Here is a 14,947-nt window from a genome sequence, read left to right as displayed (position 1 = left end):
GCCGGCGCAGAAAGGACATTAAATGACTACGGAACTTCATTCGCAATGGATCCCGATCGCCTCAAGCTCGGATCTGCCGCTGCGCCATGTGTATCAGGCCAAGCTGCTGGGGCGGGAATTCGCCGTGTGGCGTGCCGATGACGGCTATGTCAACATCTGGGAAAATCGCTGCCTGCACCGCGGTGTGCGATTGTCGATTGGCATAAATGACGGGCGCGAGCTGAAATGCCAGTATCACGGCTGGCGCTACGCCAACCGCACGGCGGGCTGTACCTATATCCCGGCGCACCCGGCGGACGCTCCGGCGCGGACTATCTGCAACAACACTTACCCGGCGCACGAGGCGCATGGTCTGGTCTGGTGCGGCGAGCAGGCGGTCGGTGACATCCCGGCACTGGATGGGTTCGAAACGGCCACCGTGTTGCGCCCGATCCCGGTCAACGCGCCGCGTGATTTCGTAATCGAGGCGCTGACCGGTTACAGCTTTGCCGATGGCTGCACCGGGTCGATCAACGATGACGGGTCGGTCACGGTGACAGCCGGTGACGGCAGCGCCGTTCGGTTTTTCGTGCAGCCCTGCGACAGCGATCACAGCGTCATTCGCGGGCTCGCGAACCAGACAGCGCAGGGTGCAAAACATGTCGCGCTACTGCGTAATCACAGTCAGGCACTGAGCGCACTGCGTCGGAAGATCGAAGCCCAGGCTGCGCAACTTGAAGCCCCCGAACCGATGTCAGCTCCGATCGGGCGCGTGGCCGAGGATCTGGTCGATATCCCAGCCGTCAGCACGGACGGGCGCAAGGCCGATCTGCGTGTGCAGGTTGCAGCGAAAAGCGTGACGGCCGATGGGATTGTCAGTCTGCGGCTGGAGCCGATCACCGGCAACCGATTGCCCACCTTCCAGCCCGGCGCACATATCGACGTGCATCTCCAGAACGGGCTGGTGCGGCAATACTCGCTGACCAACGGCCCAGGCGAGACCGATCATTACACCATCGGCGTGAAACGCGAACCGGACAGCCGGGGCGGCTCGATTGCAATTCACGACAGCGTCAGTAAGGGAGATGTTCTGGCGATTTCGGCTCCGCGCAACAACTTCCCTTTACGTCGCGATGCGGTGAAAACGATTTTTATTGCCGGGGGCATTGGAGTCACGCCACTTTTGTCGATGGCGCGAACGCTGAACAGCCAGAACCTTGGGTTCGAGTTCCACTATTTCGTCCAGTCCGACGACCACGTGGCCTTTAAACAAGCCATCGGTGAATTCGAACAGGCGGCAAACTTGCACAAGGGCCTGTCCCCAGACGAAACTGTTGCCACTTTGCGCAAGGTTCTGGCTGATCCTGGCCACGCCCGCCACATCTATATCTGTGGCCCGGGCCCAATGCTGGAAGCGGCCCGTCAGGTCGCCGCCGATTGCGGCTGGTCCGACGAGGCGGTGCATTTCGAGTACTTCAAGAACACGGTCGAACTGGACGATTCCAACAGCTTCGGGATTGATCTCGCCCGCTCGGCCATGACGCTAACCGTGCCCGCAGGCCAAACCATTCTTGAGGTGCTACGCGAAAACGGGATCAACATGGGCAGCTCCTGCGAACAGGGCGCCTGCGGCACCTGCCGCTGTGGTGTGATCGAAGGCGAGGTGCTGCATCAGGACGTCTACCTGTCCGACAGCGAAAAGGACGAAGGCAAGTCGATCATGACTTGCGTCAGCCGGGCCAAATCCGACCGGCTTATTCTGGATATCTGAGGTGCATGATGATCAAGCTTTATGATTATGAACTGTCGGGCAACTGCTACAAACTGCGTCTGCTGATGTCCTTTCTGGGCATCGAATTCGAGACCGAGAAGATCGACTTCTACCCTGGCCTTCAGCACAAGTCCGATGAGTTCCTGAAGCTCAACCCGCTGGGGCAATTGCCGGTGATCGACGATGACGGGCTGGTACTGCGAGATGCGCAGGCGATACTGGTCTATCTTGCGTCGAAATATGACGGCTCGGGCAAATGGTACCCGACCGGCGACCCGGCACTGCTGGGGCAGGTGTCGCAATGGCTGGCCTTTGCCGACGGGATCACCTCGACCGCCTCGGCTGCGCGGTTGCATGACAGCCTGCTGTACCGCCATCTTGATATCGACGCGGCCCGTGCAGGCGCTCATAACCTGTTCCGAATCCTTGACGAGCACCTGTATTTCGCCGAGCTGGACGGGCAGGATTGGATTTGCCCGGGGGATCATCCGACCATCGCCGATATCGCCTGTTTCCCCTACATCATGCTCAGCGAGGATGGCGGCATATCGCGGATGGATTACCCGGCGATCCGCCGCTGGTGCGACCGGTTCAAACGCATGCCCGGCTTTGTTGTGATGTCCGGCGTCTTCCCCGCCGGGCCTGCGGCTGAAAAAGGGGCTGAACAGGCCGCGTAACCCCGGAACCCCTTTTCGCCGCATACCCGTGCGGCGAAACTCGGCGTCCGGCCCAAGATGCGACACATTTGGACCGGACGCCACCTTTTGACGAATTTCCAAGTAAGGACAGACTCATGATGAGAACTCGCGCCGCAGTCGCCCTTGCCCCCGGCAAGCCGCTTGAAGTGATGGACGTGAACCTTGAGGGCCCTCGCGCCGGAGAGGTTCTGGTTGAGATTAAGGCCACCGGCCTGTGCCACACAGATGAGTTCACCCGCTCAGGCGACGACCCCGAGGGTATCTTTCCCGCCATTTTGGGCCACGAAGGCGCCGGCGTGGTTATCGAGGTGGGCGAGGGCGTTACCTCTCTGGAAGTCGGCGATCACGTGATCCCGCTATACACGCCCGAATGCCGTGAATGCGAATACTGCCTGAACCCCAAGACCAATCTGTGCCAGTCGATCCGCGCGACGCAGGGGCAGGGCCTGCTACCCGACGGCAGCACCCGGTTCTCGATGCTGGATGGCACGCCGATCCACCACTATATGGGCTGTTCGACCTTTGCCAATCACACCGTTGTGCCCGAGATCGCGCTGGCCAAGATCCGCAAGGACGCGCCCTTTGACAAGGTCTGCTACATCGGCTGCGGCGTCACCACCGGTATCGGCGCGGTGATCAACACTGCTAAGGTAGAAATCGGTTCGCGCGGGGTGGTCTTCGGCCTCGGAGGCATTGGCCTGAACGTGATCCAGGGCCTGCGTCTGGCGGGCGCGGATCAGATCGTCGGCGTTGATCTCAATAACAGCAAGTTCGAAATGGCAAGTCAGTTCGGCATGACCGATTTCGTTAACCCGTCACATATCGAGGGCGATCTGGTGGCGCATCTGGTCAAATTGACCAATGGTGGCGCAGACTACACATTTGATGCCACGGGAAATGTGAACGTGATGCGCACAGCGCTGGAGGCCGCCCACAAGGGATGGGGTGAATCGATCATCATCGGCGTGGCACCGGCAGGAGCCGAGATCTCGACCCGCCCATTCCAGCTGGTAACGGGCCGCAGCTGGCGCGGCACGGCATTCGGCGGCGCATCGGGCCGAACGGATGTGCCCAAAATCGTCGACTGGTACATGGACGGCAAGATCGAGATCGACCCGATGATCACACACAAGCTGACACTTGACGAGATCAATCACGGATTTGACCTGATGCATGAAGGGAAGTCCATCCGCGCAGTTGTTGAGTTCTGATCCATGAAGCTGATCGAAAGCACGGCGTGTTTCGGAGGAAAGAATGCAGTCTACAGTCACGCTTAGGCGGCCTGTTGCTGTGACATGACCTTCGGTATCTACCTGCCGCCGCAGGCCAAAACGACGTCTGTGCCAGTCTTGTGGTATCTATCCGGCCTGACCTGCACTCATGAAAACGCCATGTCCAAGGCCGGGTTGCAACAATTTGCGGCCAAACACGGGTTGGCGCTGGTCTTCCCGGACACGTCCCCACGAGGCGAAGGTGTGGCCGATGACGAAGCTTATGATCTGGGACAGGGTGCTGGGTTTTATGTGAATGCGACGCAGGCCCCTTGGGCACCAAATTTCCGCATGCATGACTATGTTTCGCGTGAACTGTACGCGTTGGTGTGCGGCAATTTCCCGGTTACGGAGGCACACGGCGTCACCGGCCATTCAATGGGTGGGCACGGAGCGCTTACGCTCGCAATGCAAAACCCCAATCAGTATAAATCGGTCTCGGCATTTGCACCGATTACCAACCCCACCCGGTCTAATTGGGGGCGCAAACAACTGACGGCCTATCTGGGCGAAGATGAATCCGCGTGGCAGGATCACGATGCGAGCGTTCTGGTGCAAACCCGTGGCTGGCCGCGCGATATCCTGATCGATCAGGGGGATGATGACCAGTTCTATGAGCTCCTTAGCCCAGCGGCGCTTGCTCATTCAGCCAAAGCTGCGAAGGTTGAACTAACTTATCGGGAACATGAAGGGTACAATCATAGCTATTACTTCGTCGTAAGCTTCGCCCAGGATCACGTAGACTGGCACGCAAACAGGCTGCTTTGAACTTGGCGATTGTATTTGTTCCCGCAGTTTCTCTCAAATAGAGCTTGAAACTGCATTCTAACGAATGTCCGCTATTCAGAAAGTCACCTAACCAGAATGATGCTGCGGCGAATGTCTCCTTTCCGCCCTCTGTGCAGAAGTTAGAGGTCGAATAGCAGAATAAGTTCGATTTCCTACCCCCCCTACCCTGCCCGCCTGATGCCGCCAGTTTAGACTCCGGGTTTTAATAATCTGCGCCCTGCCGGGTATCCCAGAGACGCAGAATTTCTATCTGAGTGGGCATTACACGATAGATTAGCGTAAATGGGGTTCGCGGTACTGAAAGCTCCCGTACGTCTTGGCGTGTGTCACTTGGGTGACCTGCATACGGGTTTGCTGCAAGAGTAAGCTGAATGGCTTTGAGCTGTGCTCGTGCCCTTTTGCTGCCTTCAGGAAAAACTGACGTGTAGTAGTAGCGGAACCATTGAATGTCCCGGGCCGTATCTTCGAGAAATACAATTTTCATTGGCTATTGGATTGCCCGCTTGCGACCGGAGCAGAGAGCTCATTCTCGGTATCCCAGCTGTCTATCCAGGCATTCATTTCGTCTGCCGTGATGAACTTACCTAGATCTGCTTTTTCGACAGCTGCATCAATGGCTGCTCGCTTTGCGGCCTTGGATTCCAACATCATTCTAATTGCTCGTACAGCGAGCTGCGCAGGCGGCCGATCTTCTATCGCAGCTTCTCGTTCCAGAGACTTTCTCAAGTCTTCATCAAGACGGATTGAATATGGGCTGGTTCTCATCGCAATCACCGGTTTCCGCGTTGTAGTACAATGTAATACATCCGCATTCTATTCACAATAGATCGATGGGATGAACTTCGTCTGTTGCTCTGAACTCATAAGCGAGATGGGAATTCATAAGTACGGCCTGCTCGTCTGCGGTTATTTTGAGTTTTGCGCCAACAATGCGGTTGGCTGCATGTCTCCCCGATCGATCTTTGACATCAGAGAAATCAAATAGGCCTGGTGAGATTTTATGTTCTCCGCTCGTTGGAAAATAAATCCCAAAACCATGAAACGGAGAGCTGGGCCATGTGTCGATTTCATAGCATACCAAGTCTGACCAAATCGTAGGTATTCGGCGATATCGTCCATAAGTCGGTCACAATGAGCCTGATTCCGGGCAAAGCGAAGTTCCGAGCACAAACGAGGAAAGCTGCGCTCCATTTGATCTGGAGAAACTTGAATCTGAGAAGGTTTTTCTTTCTTAACTATCGGATTCAAAGAGGGTTCTGTTGCGAAGTTTCAGTTGTAGTTAGAATACGCGCTGTAGCAGCAGGTTTAGGAGGCGAGTTCCGCGAACTGACGAAACGGACAGAGTCCGGGCGTGATTTGACCTTTGCGGATCATGTGCGCCACTTCAATTCCGTCCAACGTTGCAGCTGCTGATGCGAAGGCTTTGAACCCCAGCATCGGGCGCGTTCGTCTTTTGATGAAACGGTGGTCCTGTTCCACTATGTTATTCAAGTATTTCCGCCTGACCATTTCAATTGGGACTGGGCAACCAAAGCCTTTCAACATTTTGTTTATGGCCTTGATGCCAGCCGTATTGGCTCCGCTTTTGTCGATGACAATCTTTCTCGGGAGTCCGTTGACCTCCAGTGTCCGAGCAAAGAATTTGGTGGCGGCGGGTTTGTTTCGACGCTGCGAAAGCATGAAATCAAGCGTCTTACCGTGCTTGTCGACAGCTCGGTAGAGATATACCCATGCCCCTTTCACCTTGATGTAGGTCTCGTCCATTCTCCAAGAACGGTCGCAAGATTTTTTGCGGCGACGCGCGGCCTCAGCAATCGCGCTGGAGTATCTCTTCACCCAGCGGTTCAGTGTAGTGTGGTCCACCGAAACACCGCGCTCACTCATGATTTCCTCCAGGTCACGGTATGAAACACCGTATCGAACGTAGAAAAAGACCGCGAATAGGATCACATCCTTCGGATATTGCGCACCCTTGAAAGAAATCATGAACTGACTTTCGGCTGAATTACACCGGCCGCTATTCACTCTCTGCGTTCTTGAGCGTCAATGGCAAAAAGTTTGCAACAGATCCTTTGCGCGGTCATTCCTGCCAATTTTGCGAAAGTGAAGTGATAACTTCAGCGGACGCCTGAAACGCAGAGTCTGAAGGCTTGGAAAGCAAACGACTACAGGCAATGCCGTCTAGGCTCAAACTAACGACTTTCTGCTCAAATATTCAGGATTATTGGATCGCGACATCATGCCCCGGGCGGAGTGTGCACGAGACCACTCAAAGTTAAATACTTATAGAAGGTAAAGTTGTCTCGGGCGGGGTTCCTCGCACGTTCGCCCAACCGCCCTGCCCTACAACTTTGAAATGCCTATCCCATTCAGATTGGCAGTGCGGTTACCAGTGATTCCAATTAACCGGTCGGCGATGCCGAGCCCAACTCGACCTCCCCTGCCCTTCGTTCAAACGCCAAAACTAAGGACAGTGTGTTTGGTTTGAATCAGTATAGAAAGGCACCGGAATATCCCGGTGCCTCGCTGATAGACAGTTGAGCCGGCGTTCTTACCCGTGGGTAACGTCGTCCTCCTCCCGCAGATCATCGATAAGGGTTGCAATCGCGCGTTCAAGTTTCGCCCGGTCAACCCGTGTGAAATCTAAATTGTATCGCAATTCCATTCGGCCGCTGGAGGCTGAGCATTTGGCGATCCCTGCCCGGCCCGGAACCTGGAAGGTGGTCTTGGCGCGTCGCGGTTTCTCGGACGTCTGAGCGCGCGGCTTTGACTGTGACGCAGACTCTCCCGTCACGAAGCTGCGCAAAATCTCTAATTCTTGCGCACTATCGCGACCAGGAGCCTTCATGAGTGCGGTACTGAGCTGTCGTATCAAACCCGGATCACCGTCCAGTTTCCGCTTGAGGTCAACACCGACATTACGCGGGATATCGTTTGGGTGTTCCAAGACCTTTTCCAGCATCATCAGCAAACTGGCAAACGCTCGGATGTAACTGCGCTTCGTATAGCTGGCCGATCTGAATAGAATTGTCACGGCCTTATCTACATCCGCGCAATCATTGGCTGGATCCTCGGCATAAGCACGCGCCAGCGCACCCATCTCGGCAAAGGAAATGTCTTTTCGGATCAGGTTTTCGTCAACCATCCGACGATAGCTGTCGTCGAGATTTGCCGGCTCCGATATGCCCGCGGGAATCTTTGTATATTCAGCGTCTCCGGTTTCATCCAATAACGCGCGGTACGCTGACAGGCGACGCATCCCTTGTATCAGATCAAAGCGACCATCCTCGCGCCTCTCGACCCGGATCGGGTTTGACAATCCGATATCCTGAATCGACGCTTTCAGTTCGTCCAATTCCGGGTCGGGGCCGGGTTTGCGATCCCTGGTCAGTTTTTCAGTCACCACATCGTTCAGATTGATGTGCTCGGTCACCAACCCTTCCGAGCGCAGTCGAACCAGTTCATGGGCCAACCGGTCATTTTCGACGCGGATGGCATCCTCGGTCGATTGCTGATCGCGCAGCGCCTCGGCGTTTTCCGAGATCGCTGCGGCCATCGGCCCGCGCCGCTTTTCCAGAACTTTGTCGGGCACCTTGCCAACCGGAATGTCATCCATGGCCGGCATGTCTATATCGAACATTCTACGTTTGCGGCTCATGCGTCATCCTCCAGTTTGTCCCAGGCGGTCAGCATCACGCCCCGGAATTCTTCATAGACGTTGTCAAATGTCGACCTGGCGCGACGCCAGGTCTCGCGGGTCATTTCGCGATAGTCCATCTCGTATACGGAACTGAGGAAGCGGCCCGACTGTTCCACCGCACGTGTCATCTCGACCGGGTGTTTGGCCAGATGTTGATCGAAAACTTTGCTAAAGGCGTCATACATGGCCGCGTGCAAGGCGTTACCAGGTTCATATCGTGTCAGAAGGAACCGAATTTCGCAGAACGCCTTGGGTAACCCGATCTTACCCGTGGGTAAGGTCTTGTCGAAACCATAGGCCAGATCCTCGAGCGCTTCGGCCAACTGCCCGATAAACGAAGTGGTGGAATCGTATTCCCAATAACCGGGCCCCGAAGGGATATAGAGCATGTCAGCGGCAAATACAGCGTTCATCGACTGGTAACCAATCGCAGGCGGACAATCGAACAGGATCAGGTCATAGGCATCATCCGGGATCTGATCCAGGTACCGGGAAACCGCCGCAAAGAAAGACCATTCCGGGTTCAGGTGCCGGTACTGGGCCGAAGCAAATTCAACAAAGGCCGCGTTTGCGCAGGACGGGATCGCATCGATGGTCGACCACGAGGTTTGCCGAATGAAGTCCGAAATTCTCAGATCACCCAGCCCCATATCTGTGATCGACGGCGGCAATTCACGCTGGGGCAGGGCGGTGCCCGATTCTGCAGCGGCGGGTCTGTTGTTCATCCGCTGGGTCTCGCGGATCAGGTCACGCGCCATGATACCCCAGACAGTATAGTCCTCGGCCACATCGGTCAGGCCCATCGAATGGCTAAGCGTTGCCTGCGGGTCGAAGTCAACAACCAACACACGATACCCATCCAGAGCTGCGGCATGAGCGAGGTGCAACGCCACGGTTGACTTGCCGGCACCACCCTTGAAATTCGCCACCGCTGCCCGGATCGCCCGTTTCCCAACAGGCCGCGGAGGCATCAGGACCTTCCGGTTCAACTTAAGGCGACGGCGCAGCTCATTGACTTCTTCCAGGCTGAACCAGCGCTGCCGCCCTTCCGGCTCGACCTCACCACCGGGCAACGACGGATCCGCGGCCAGCTTGCCGCGAAAGGTGGATTGGTTGATCCGAAAGATCAGCTCGGCCACTTCCCAACTGGAGAATCGGCGTAGGGTCTTTTCCATCTCGGGGCTGAAGGTCTGGCGGCGGATCCAGCCCTGCAACTTGAGAGATTGCGTGCGCAATGCGTTCAGGTCTTCGTGCGTGTACATGCCTCGGGTCTCATTTAGTGGACGTAAATTTTGTTGTTGTTGCTATTTACGCCCAATTTGCAGTTTTGGCAAAAGAAATTATTGTATGAATTGGAACTTACCCATGGGTAAGAAAACAAGGCGCCAATGGACGGTTTGCGATTCGCCGCTACTGCATTCTATCCAAACGCGATCCACTTGTAGGCGACCACTGTATTTGGGGGGTCATACCTGGGCAACTCGCGGCATTTAGGGGGACACAAGGCCCAAATAGGGGGTCATCCAGAATGTCCCCCATCACCATAACTTCACCAGATTCTTTTCTTTTTGTTTGAAGCGAATGAAGCCGTGATCCGCAAAAATCTACCTCGGACTTGACAGAATCGGATCAATGGACGCTAATCAGGGCACGATAGCGAAAAGCGTTGAACAAAGGCGCGATCAGGGGAATAAATCCCCGTATGAGGCAGCAAGAGCGGTGAGGAGGACGATGCAGGTTGCAAAACCGGTGGGGCGCAATGCCTCCGCCCTCAAATACGATATTCTATCTGCGCTGACTGTCTATGCATTGTCAGGCGACAAGCACCGTCATCGCAGTATGCTGCGGATCATGTCTCTGATCACGACGCGCTATAACTGGCGCAACAATGAACTGTCGATTGGACGAGAGGAGATGGCCCGGCTTTGGTCGGTTGATGAACGGACGGTCAAGCGGGAGATGGCCAAGTTACGGACAAGCGGCTGGGTCATGGTAAAACGGCCAGCCGCACGTGGGCGTGTGGCGGTCTACGAACTGGACCTGAAACAGATCCTGTTGGATACGTCCGGGGTCTGGCCGACAATCGGACCGGATTTCGAGGACAGAATGCAGGCAGACCCTGAGCCCGAAACCAATGTCATTCCGTTTCAGACCAGGCCAGCGCCGCCCGAACAAGATGGCGCAGATGTCTGGGCACAGGTGCAATCGATTCTGCACGGGCGCGACCCTGAACTGTGGTCGAGCTGGTTTCAGCATCTGAGCGAGGCGGACAGGGCAGGGGGCTGTGTGACGCTCATCGCGCCATCGCGGTTCATGGCGGATTATATTTCGCAGAAATGGACCGCGCGCGTTCTCGCGGCCTATGGCCGGGTAGATCCATCGATCAGAACATTGCGAATCGACGTGGCGGAATAGGGCACCGCATCGGTGCAGGAGGTCGGGTTACGTAACGGCATCGGCTCTTGATATCGGTTGGCGCAATCCTTTTGTCGGCAGATCCGGGCCGTAAAGGGTGCGACCCCAGGCCGGTCTTGCCCCAATTCGGGTTGCCGACTATCTAGCGTAAACGGTTCAATAACCGGTGGGGCACCAATTCGGCCTGTTCCAATTGTAATGACTGTGGAATTTCGCTTTGCAAAAGTTGAAACAAAAGTTCACCCAGGGCCTGGATGAATCGATCCTGTGGCGGCTGCTGTCCGAGAACATGCGGTCGCAGCTTGTCCCATATTCAATCGCCATCGTTGCAATGGTCTTTGTCGCGGCAACAACTGCGGCAGTTGCGTTCATCATGAGGGATGTTGTGGATTCGTTGTTTGACAGCGAAAACTCTGCGCGGGTTATCGGGGTTTCGATCGCGGTGTTTGTGATTTTCCTGATCAAGGGGGTTGCAACATATGTGCAGGTTGTGGCTCTGACGCGGGCAGGCAACCGGATCGTGGCGGTCAAGCAAATACAGCTCTATGACAAGCTGCTGCGGCAGGGGGTGTCCTTTTTCAACCTGACCGAAAGCTCTGATCTGCTGATGAAAGTGACGCAGTCGGCGCAGGCTGCGCGGACGGTGATCGAGCTGATGGTGACCTCGGCGGTGCGTGACACACTGACGCTGTTCGGTCTGCTGGCGGTGATGTTCTATCAACAGCCGGTGCTGTCCCTGATCACGCTGGTTATCGGGCCGCTGGCAATCTGGGGTGTTCGCACCCTGTTGCGCAAAGTGCGCGAGATTGCGGATATGGAACTGCAATCGATGTCGGCGATCATGAAAGTGATCCAGGAGACCTCGCGTGGTATCCGTGTGGTCAAGACTTTCAGCCTGGAAGAACGAATGGCCGGGCAGATGTACTCGGCCGTCAAGAGCGTCGAGAAACGCCGCAACAAACTGGCGCGTCTGAAAGCGGCCACCAGCCCGTTGATGGATATTCTGGCAGGGCTTGCCATCGCCTCGGTCATCGGGCTGAGTGCGGCGAGCCTGTTTGGCTCGCGCGGATCGACCCCGGGCGAACTGATGTCGTTCGTGACCGCTTTGATGATGGCTTACGAGCCCGCCAAGCGCCTGTCCAAGGTGCGCGTCGGGCTGGAAATCGGCCTGCGTCGCGTGCGGATGCTGTTCAAACTGCTGGACGAGCCCGAGACCCTGCCAGAAGACGAGAACCCGCATAGCCTGCCAGAGGGCGGTCCGGGCAAGGTCGAGTTCGACCATGTCACATTTGGCTATCGCCGCAAGGAACCGATCCTGAAAGACATGTCGCTGACCTTCGAGGCAGGCGAGACGACAGCACTTGTTGGCTTGTCTGGCGGTGGTAAGTCCACCGTTCTGAATCTTGCCCTGCGTCTATATGATCCGCAAACAGGGGCGGTCACAATCGACGGGCAGGATATCAAACATGCCTCGTTCAAGACGCTGCGCAACAACATGTCCTTTGTCGGACAAGAAACATTCCTGTTTTCGGCCTCGGTCGCAGACAACATCAGATTTGGCCGTGAAGGAGCTTCGCGCGACGAGGTGATCGAAGCCGCCAAGGCGGCAAACGCCTATGACTTCATCATGAAGTTGGAAAACGGCTTTGATACGATGGTGGGCGAGAATGGCTCTTTCCTGTCCGGAGGGCAGAAACAACGTCTTGCGATCGCGCGTGCACTGCTGCGTGACAGTCCGATCCTATTGCTGGACGAACCAACCAGTGCGCTGGATTCGGAATCCGAACATCTGGTGCAAGAGGCGCTGCATCGTTTGACCAAAGGGCGGACGACGATCATCGTGGCGCACAGGCTGTCCACGATCATGCATGCAGACAAGATCGTTGTGATTGAAAGCGGGCAAGTCAGCGAACAGGGCAGTGCCCAAGCGCTGCTCGAGAGCGCAGGACCATTCCGCAGACTGTATGACCACCAATTCTCTGGCGCGATAAAAGCGGGGTAGGGCGGATGGATGCCTCGGTCATCATCCCGACCTATCGCTGTTGGGATCAGTTGCAATCCTGTCTGGATTGCCTGTCGCAACAGACGCTCGATGCGGGCAGGTACGAGGTTCTGGTGGTCAACAACGATCCGACGGACCCGGTGCCCGAGGGATTCGGTCTGCCGCCTAACGCGAAGATCTTGCAAGAGGCAAAGCCGGGATCCTATGCCGCGCGCAATCGCGGCATTGTCGAGGCTGCCGCAGATCTGCTGTTCTTCACGGACTCTGATTGCCGCCCGGTTCCAGAATACCTTGAGGCGGGTTTGAAAATCGCGCAGGAATATCCTGAGACCGGACGGTTTGGGGGAGATGTTGTCCTGATCCCGAATGACAAGGATTGGACCGCGTCCGAACTTTACGATCTGCATCTGGGACTCGAGCAGAAAAAATGGGTCGAGCGGGGCCGGGCCGTTACTGCGAACCTGATCGTCAGGCGCAGCCTGATGGATCGCATTGGCCCGTTCAATGACACGGTTTTGTCCGGCGGGGATATGGAATGGAATGACCGCGCAAAAGCGGCGGGCGCGCCGATCGTTTTTGCCGCAGACGCAGCCGTTCGCCACCCGGCACGCGGTAATCTGCGGGCACATATAACCAAGGCGCGTCGGATCGAAGGTGCGCGGCTGCGGCGCAATGCAGGCCGGGGATGGGTGAACTACATCCCCCCGATCCACAAGCTGATCCCGTCTTTCAAGACGCTGATGAAACTGCTGAGGAACCCCGATCTTGGCGTGGCTCAGTCGGTAAAGGTATGGGGTGTCCACTATGTACTGCGGGTAGTGAAAATTACCGAGACTGTCCGCCTGCTGTGGCTACGGCAGCCGGATCAACGGGTCTGACCCGGCTGGCAAGGTAGGGTCGGATTATGCGCCGACCCCAACGCCGACATAGGTTTCGAACCCGGCACCTTCGGCCATGGCGGGCGAGTAGACGTTACGCAAATCGACCATGCGGGCAGTATTCATCGTACCGGCCAGATCCGTCAGGTTGAGCGCCCGGAACTCGTTCCACTCGGTCAGGATCACAACAGCGTCCGCTTCCTTGGCGGCGGCGTAAGGGTCATCCATCCACTCGACGCCGGGCAGCAGCGCCTCGCCTTCGGCCCGACCTTGCGGGTCCACAACGCGCACCCGCGCACCGCTACCGATCAGAGCCGGCACGATTGTCAGCGAGGGCGCGTCGCGCATGTCGTCTGTGTCGGGTTTGAAGGTGACACCCAGAACTGCGATGGTCTTGCCGTTGAACTTGTCGTCGCAGACGTCACGGATTTTCTCGATCATCCGGCTTTTGACGCCGTCATTCACGCGCATGACGGTTTCGGTGATCTGCATCGGATAGGCGTGTTCCTGTCCGATCCGGGCCAGCGCGGCCGTATCCTTTGGAAAACAGGACCCACCATAGCCGGGACCAGCGCGCAGGAATTTGTTGCCGATCCGCCCGTCCAGACCGATGCCGCGCGCAACCTCTTTCACATCGCCGCCAACCCGCTCGCACAGCCCCGCGATCTCGTTGATGAAGGTGATCTTGGTCGCCAGAAAGGCGTTCGCGGCGTATTTGATCAGTTCGGCGCTTTCCAGATCGGTGGTGATGATCGGAAAATCGCGCAGGTAGAGCGGGCGGTAAATCTCGCCCATCACTTCGGCGGCGCGCTCGGATTCGACACCAACAACCACGCGGTCAGGGCGCATGAAATCATCGATCGCGGCACCTTCGCGCAGGAATTCGGGGTTTGAGGCCACGTCGAATTCCGCCTTGGGATTCGCACCCAGGACGGTCTCATGCACCTTACGGTTTGTACCAACCGGAACGGTCGATTTGGTTACGATGACGGTGTATCCGGTCAGGGATTCCGCAATCTCGCGCGCTGCCGCCATCACGTAGGTCAGATCGGCGTGGCCGTCGCCGCGCCGGGTCGGCGTGCCAACGGCGATAAAGACGGCGTCCGCGCCATCGACCGCGGCGGCCAGATCTGTGGTAAAGGTCAAACGACCCGCAGCCACGTTCTTGGCCATCAGAGTGTCCAGACCAGGCTCATAAATCGGAACGTCTCCGGCTTGCAGCATCTCGATTTTTTCGGCAGCCTTGTCGACGCAGATCACGTCATGGCCGAAATCCGAAAAACATACACCAGACACTAGGCCAACATATCCGGTGCCGATCATTGCAATGCGCATACGTCCATGTCCTTTTTTTGGGGCCGTAGCGCCGGAATACGCCTTTCAACATGGGGGTTTCAAGCGGATTTTGCGGTTGACGCGCCAACGCGCCGGTTCCGGGTTCGCG

The 14,947-nt window shown here is 56.8% G+C and carries 12 protein-coding genes and 1 pseudogene; 7 read left to right on the top strand and 6 right to left on the bottom strand.

What is annotated here, in order from left to right:
* Window positions 1-22: 22 nt before the first annotated feature.
* From ACR0LX_RS19620 to fghA, 4 genes and pseudogenes are all read left to right on the top strand, one after another.
* Entirely contained in the window at window positions 23-1,750 is a 1,728-nt protein-coding gene (locus ACR0LX_RS19620) for a Rieske 2Fe-2S domain-containing protein (protein WP_480785171.1), read from the top strand.
* A gap of 8 nt (window positions 1,751-1,758) precedes the next feature.
* Window positions 1,759-2,427: a glutathione S-transferase family protein gene (locus ACR0LX_RS19615; RefSeq protein ID WP_170592406.1), complete on the top strand. Its 669-nt coding sequence runs from the start codon at window positions 1,759-1,761 to the stop codon at window positions 2,425-2,427.
* Window positions 2,428-2,546: 119 nt separating this feature from the next.
* Window positions 2,547-3,659, top strand: a complete 1,113-nt coding sequence (locus ACR0LX_RS19610) for an S-(hydroxymethyl)glutathione dehydrogenase/class III alcohol dehydrogenase (RefSeq protein ID WP_480785198.1) — start codon at window positions 2,547-2,549, stop codon at window positions 3,657-3,659.
* A gap of 3 nt (window positions 3,660-3,662) precedes the next feature.
* Window positions 3,663-4,487: pseudogene (gene fghA / locus ACR0LX_RS19605) on the top strand (S-formylglutathione hydrolase).
* 223 nt (window positions 4,488-4,710) lie between these two features.
* On the opposite strand, the gene ACR0LX_RS19600 reads toward fghA, so the two are convergent.
* The 5 genes from ACR0LX_RS19600 to ACR0LX_RS19580 form a co-directional block, all read right to left on the bottom strand.
* A complete protein-coding gene (locus ACR0LX_RS19600; RefSeq protein ID WP_480785170.1) occupies window positions 4,711-4,992 on the bottom strand; it encodes a type II toxin-antitoxin system RelE/ParE family toxin in 282 nt (93 codons plus the stop codon).
* Window positions 4,989-5,273: a CopG family ribbon-helix-helix protein gene (locus ACR0LX_RS19595; RefSeq protein ID WP_480472954.1), complete on the bottom strand. Its 285-nt coding sequence runs from the start codon at window positions 5,271-5,273 to the stop codon at window positions 4,989-4,991. Before ACR0LX_RS19595 ends, ACR0LX_RS19600 begins: the two co-directional genes overlap by 4 nt.
* Window positions 5,274-5,813: 540 nt before the next feature.
* Entirely contained in the window at window positions 5,814-6,494 is a 681-nt protein-coding gene (locus ACR0LX_RS19590; RefSeq protein WP_480785169.1) for an IS6 family transposase, read from the bottom strand.
* Between the two features lie 565 nt (window positions 6,495-7,059).
* A complete protein-coding gene (locus tag ACR0LX_RS19585; protein ID WP_480785168.1) occupies window positions 7,060-8,166 on the bottom strand; it encodes a ParB/RepB/Spo0J family partition protein in 1,107 nt (368 codons plus the stop codon).
* The gene (locus ACR0LX_RS19580; protein ID WP_480785167.1) at window positions 8,163-9,470 is read right to left on the bottom strand and encodes an AAA family ATPase; all 1,308 of its coding nucleotides are present in this window, start codon (window positions 9,468-9,470) and stop codon (window positions 8,163-8,165) included. Before ACR0LX_RS19580 ends, ACR0LX_RS19585 begins: the two co-directional genes overlap by 4 nt.
* A gap of 469 nt (window positions 9,471-9,939) precedes the next feature.
* Here ACR0LX_RS19580 and ACR0LX_RS19575 point away from each other — a divergent pair, with 469 nt between their 5' ends.
* The 3 genes from ACR0LX_RS19575 to ACR0LX_RS19565 all read left to right on the top strand — a co-directional run bounded on the left by ACR0LX_RS19575 (window position 9,940) and on the right by ACR0LX_RS19565 (window position 13,503).
* On the top strand, window positions 9,940-10,623 hold the full coding sequence (locus tag ACR0LX_RS19575) for a DnaA N-terminal domain-containing protein (protein ID WP_480785166.1): 684 nt from the start codon (window positions 9,940-9,942) through the stop codon (window positions 10,621-10,623).
* Window positions 10,624-10,840: 217 nt separating this feature from the next.
* Window positions 10,841-12,625 carry an ABC transporter ATP-binding protein gene (locus ACR0LX_RS19570; RefSeq protein ID WP_480785165.1) on the top strand — a complete coding sequence of 595 codons (1,785 nt, stop codon included), beginning with the start codon at window positions 10,841-10,843 and terminating at the stop codon, window positions 12,623-12,625.
* 5 nt (window positions 12,626-12,630) lie between these two features.
* Complete coding sequence (locus ACR0LX_RS19565) at window positions 12,631-13,503, top strand: glycosyltransferase family 2 protein (protein WP_480785164.1); 873 nt, start codon at window positions 12,631-12,633, stop codon at window positions 13,501-13,503.
* A gap of 24 nt (window positions 13,504-13,527) precedes the next feature.
* Here ACR0LX_RS19565 and ACR0LX_RS19560 read toward each other — a convergent pair whose 3' ends face one another.
* Window positions 13,528-14,838: a UDP-glucose dehydrogenase family protein gene (locus ACR0LX_RS19560; RefSeq protein WP_480785163.1), complete on the bottom strand. Its 1,311-nt coding sequence runs from the start codon at window positions 14,836-14,838 to the stop codon at window positions 13,528-13,530.
* Between the last annotated feature and the right edge of the window lie 109 nt (window positions 14,839-14,947).

The organism is Ruegeria sp. CH11, assembly GCF_056537105.1.
Note: the sequence above shows the minus strand (reverse complement) of the source record. Positions and strands in the feature narration are given on the sequence as shown.

Excerpts from the sequence above, each read along its gene's own strand:
- ACR0LX_RS19620 (WP_480785171.1), top strand. The coding sequence starts at position 23 with ATGACTACGGAACTTCATTCGCAATGGATCCCGATCGCCTCAAGCTCG.
- ACR0LX_RS19615 (WP_170592406.1), top strand. The coding sequence starts at position 1,759 with ATGATCAAGCTTTATGATTATGAACTGTCGGGCAACTGCTACAAACTG.
- ACR0LX_RS19610 (WP_480785198.1), top strand. The coding sequence starts at position 2,547 with ATGAGAACTCGCGCCGCAGTCGCCCTTGCCCCCGGCAAGCCGCTTGAA.
- ACR0LX_RS19600 (WP_480785170.1), bottom strand. The coding sequence starts at position 4,992 with ATGAAAATTGTATTTCTCGAAGATACGGCCCGGGACATTCAATGGTTC.
- ACR0LX_RS19595 (WP_480472954.1), bottom strand. The coding sequence starts at position 5,273 with ATGAGAACCAGCCCATATTCAATCCGTCTTGATGAAGACTTGAGAAAG.
- ACR0LX_RS19590 (WP_480785169.1), bottom strand. The coding sequence starts at position 6,494 with ATGATTTCTTTCAAGGGTGCGCAATATCCGAAGGATGTGATCCTATTC.
- ACR0LX_RS19585 (WP_480785168.1), bottom strand. The coding sequence starts at position 8,166 with ATGAGCCGCAAACGTAGAATGTTCGATATAGACATGCCGGCCATGGAT.
- ACR0LX_RS19580 (WP_480785167.1), bottom strand. The coding sequence starts at position 9,470 with ATGTACACGCACGAAGACCTGAACGCATTGCGCACGCAATCTCTCAAG.
- ACR0LX_RS19575 (WP_480785166.1), top strand. The coding sequence starts at position 9,940 with ATGCAGGTTGCAAAACCGGTGGGGCGCAATGCCTCCGCCCTCAAATAC.
- ACR0LX_RS19565 (WP_480785164.1), top strand. The coding sequence starts at position 12,631 with ATGGATGCCTCGGTCATCATCCCGACCTATCGCTGTTGGGATCAGTTG.
- ACR0LX_RS19560 (WP_480785163.1), bottom strand. The coding sequence starts at position 14,838 with ATGCGCATTGCAATGATCGGCACCGGATATGTTGGCCTAGTGTCTGGT.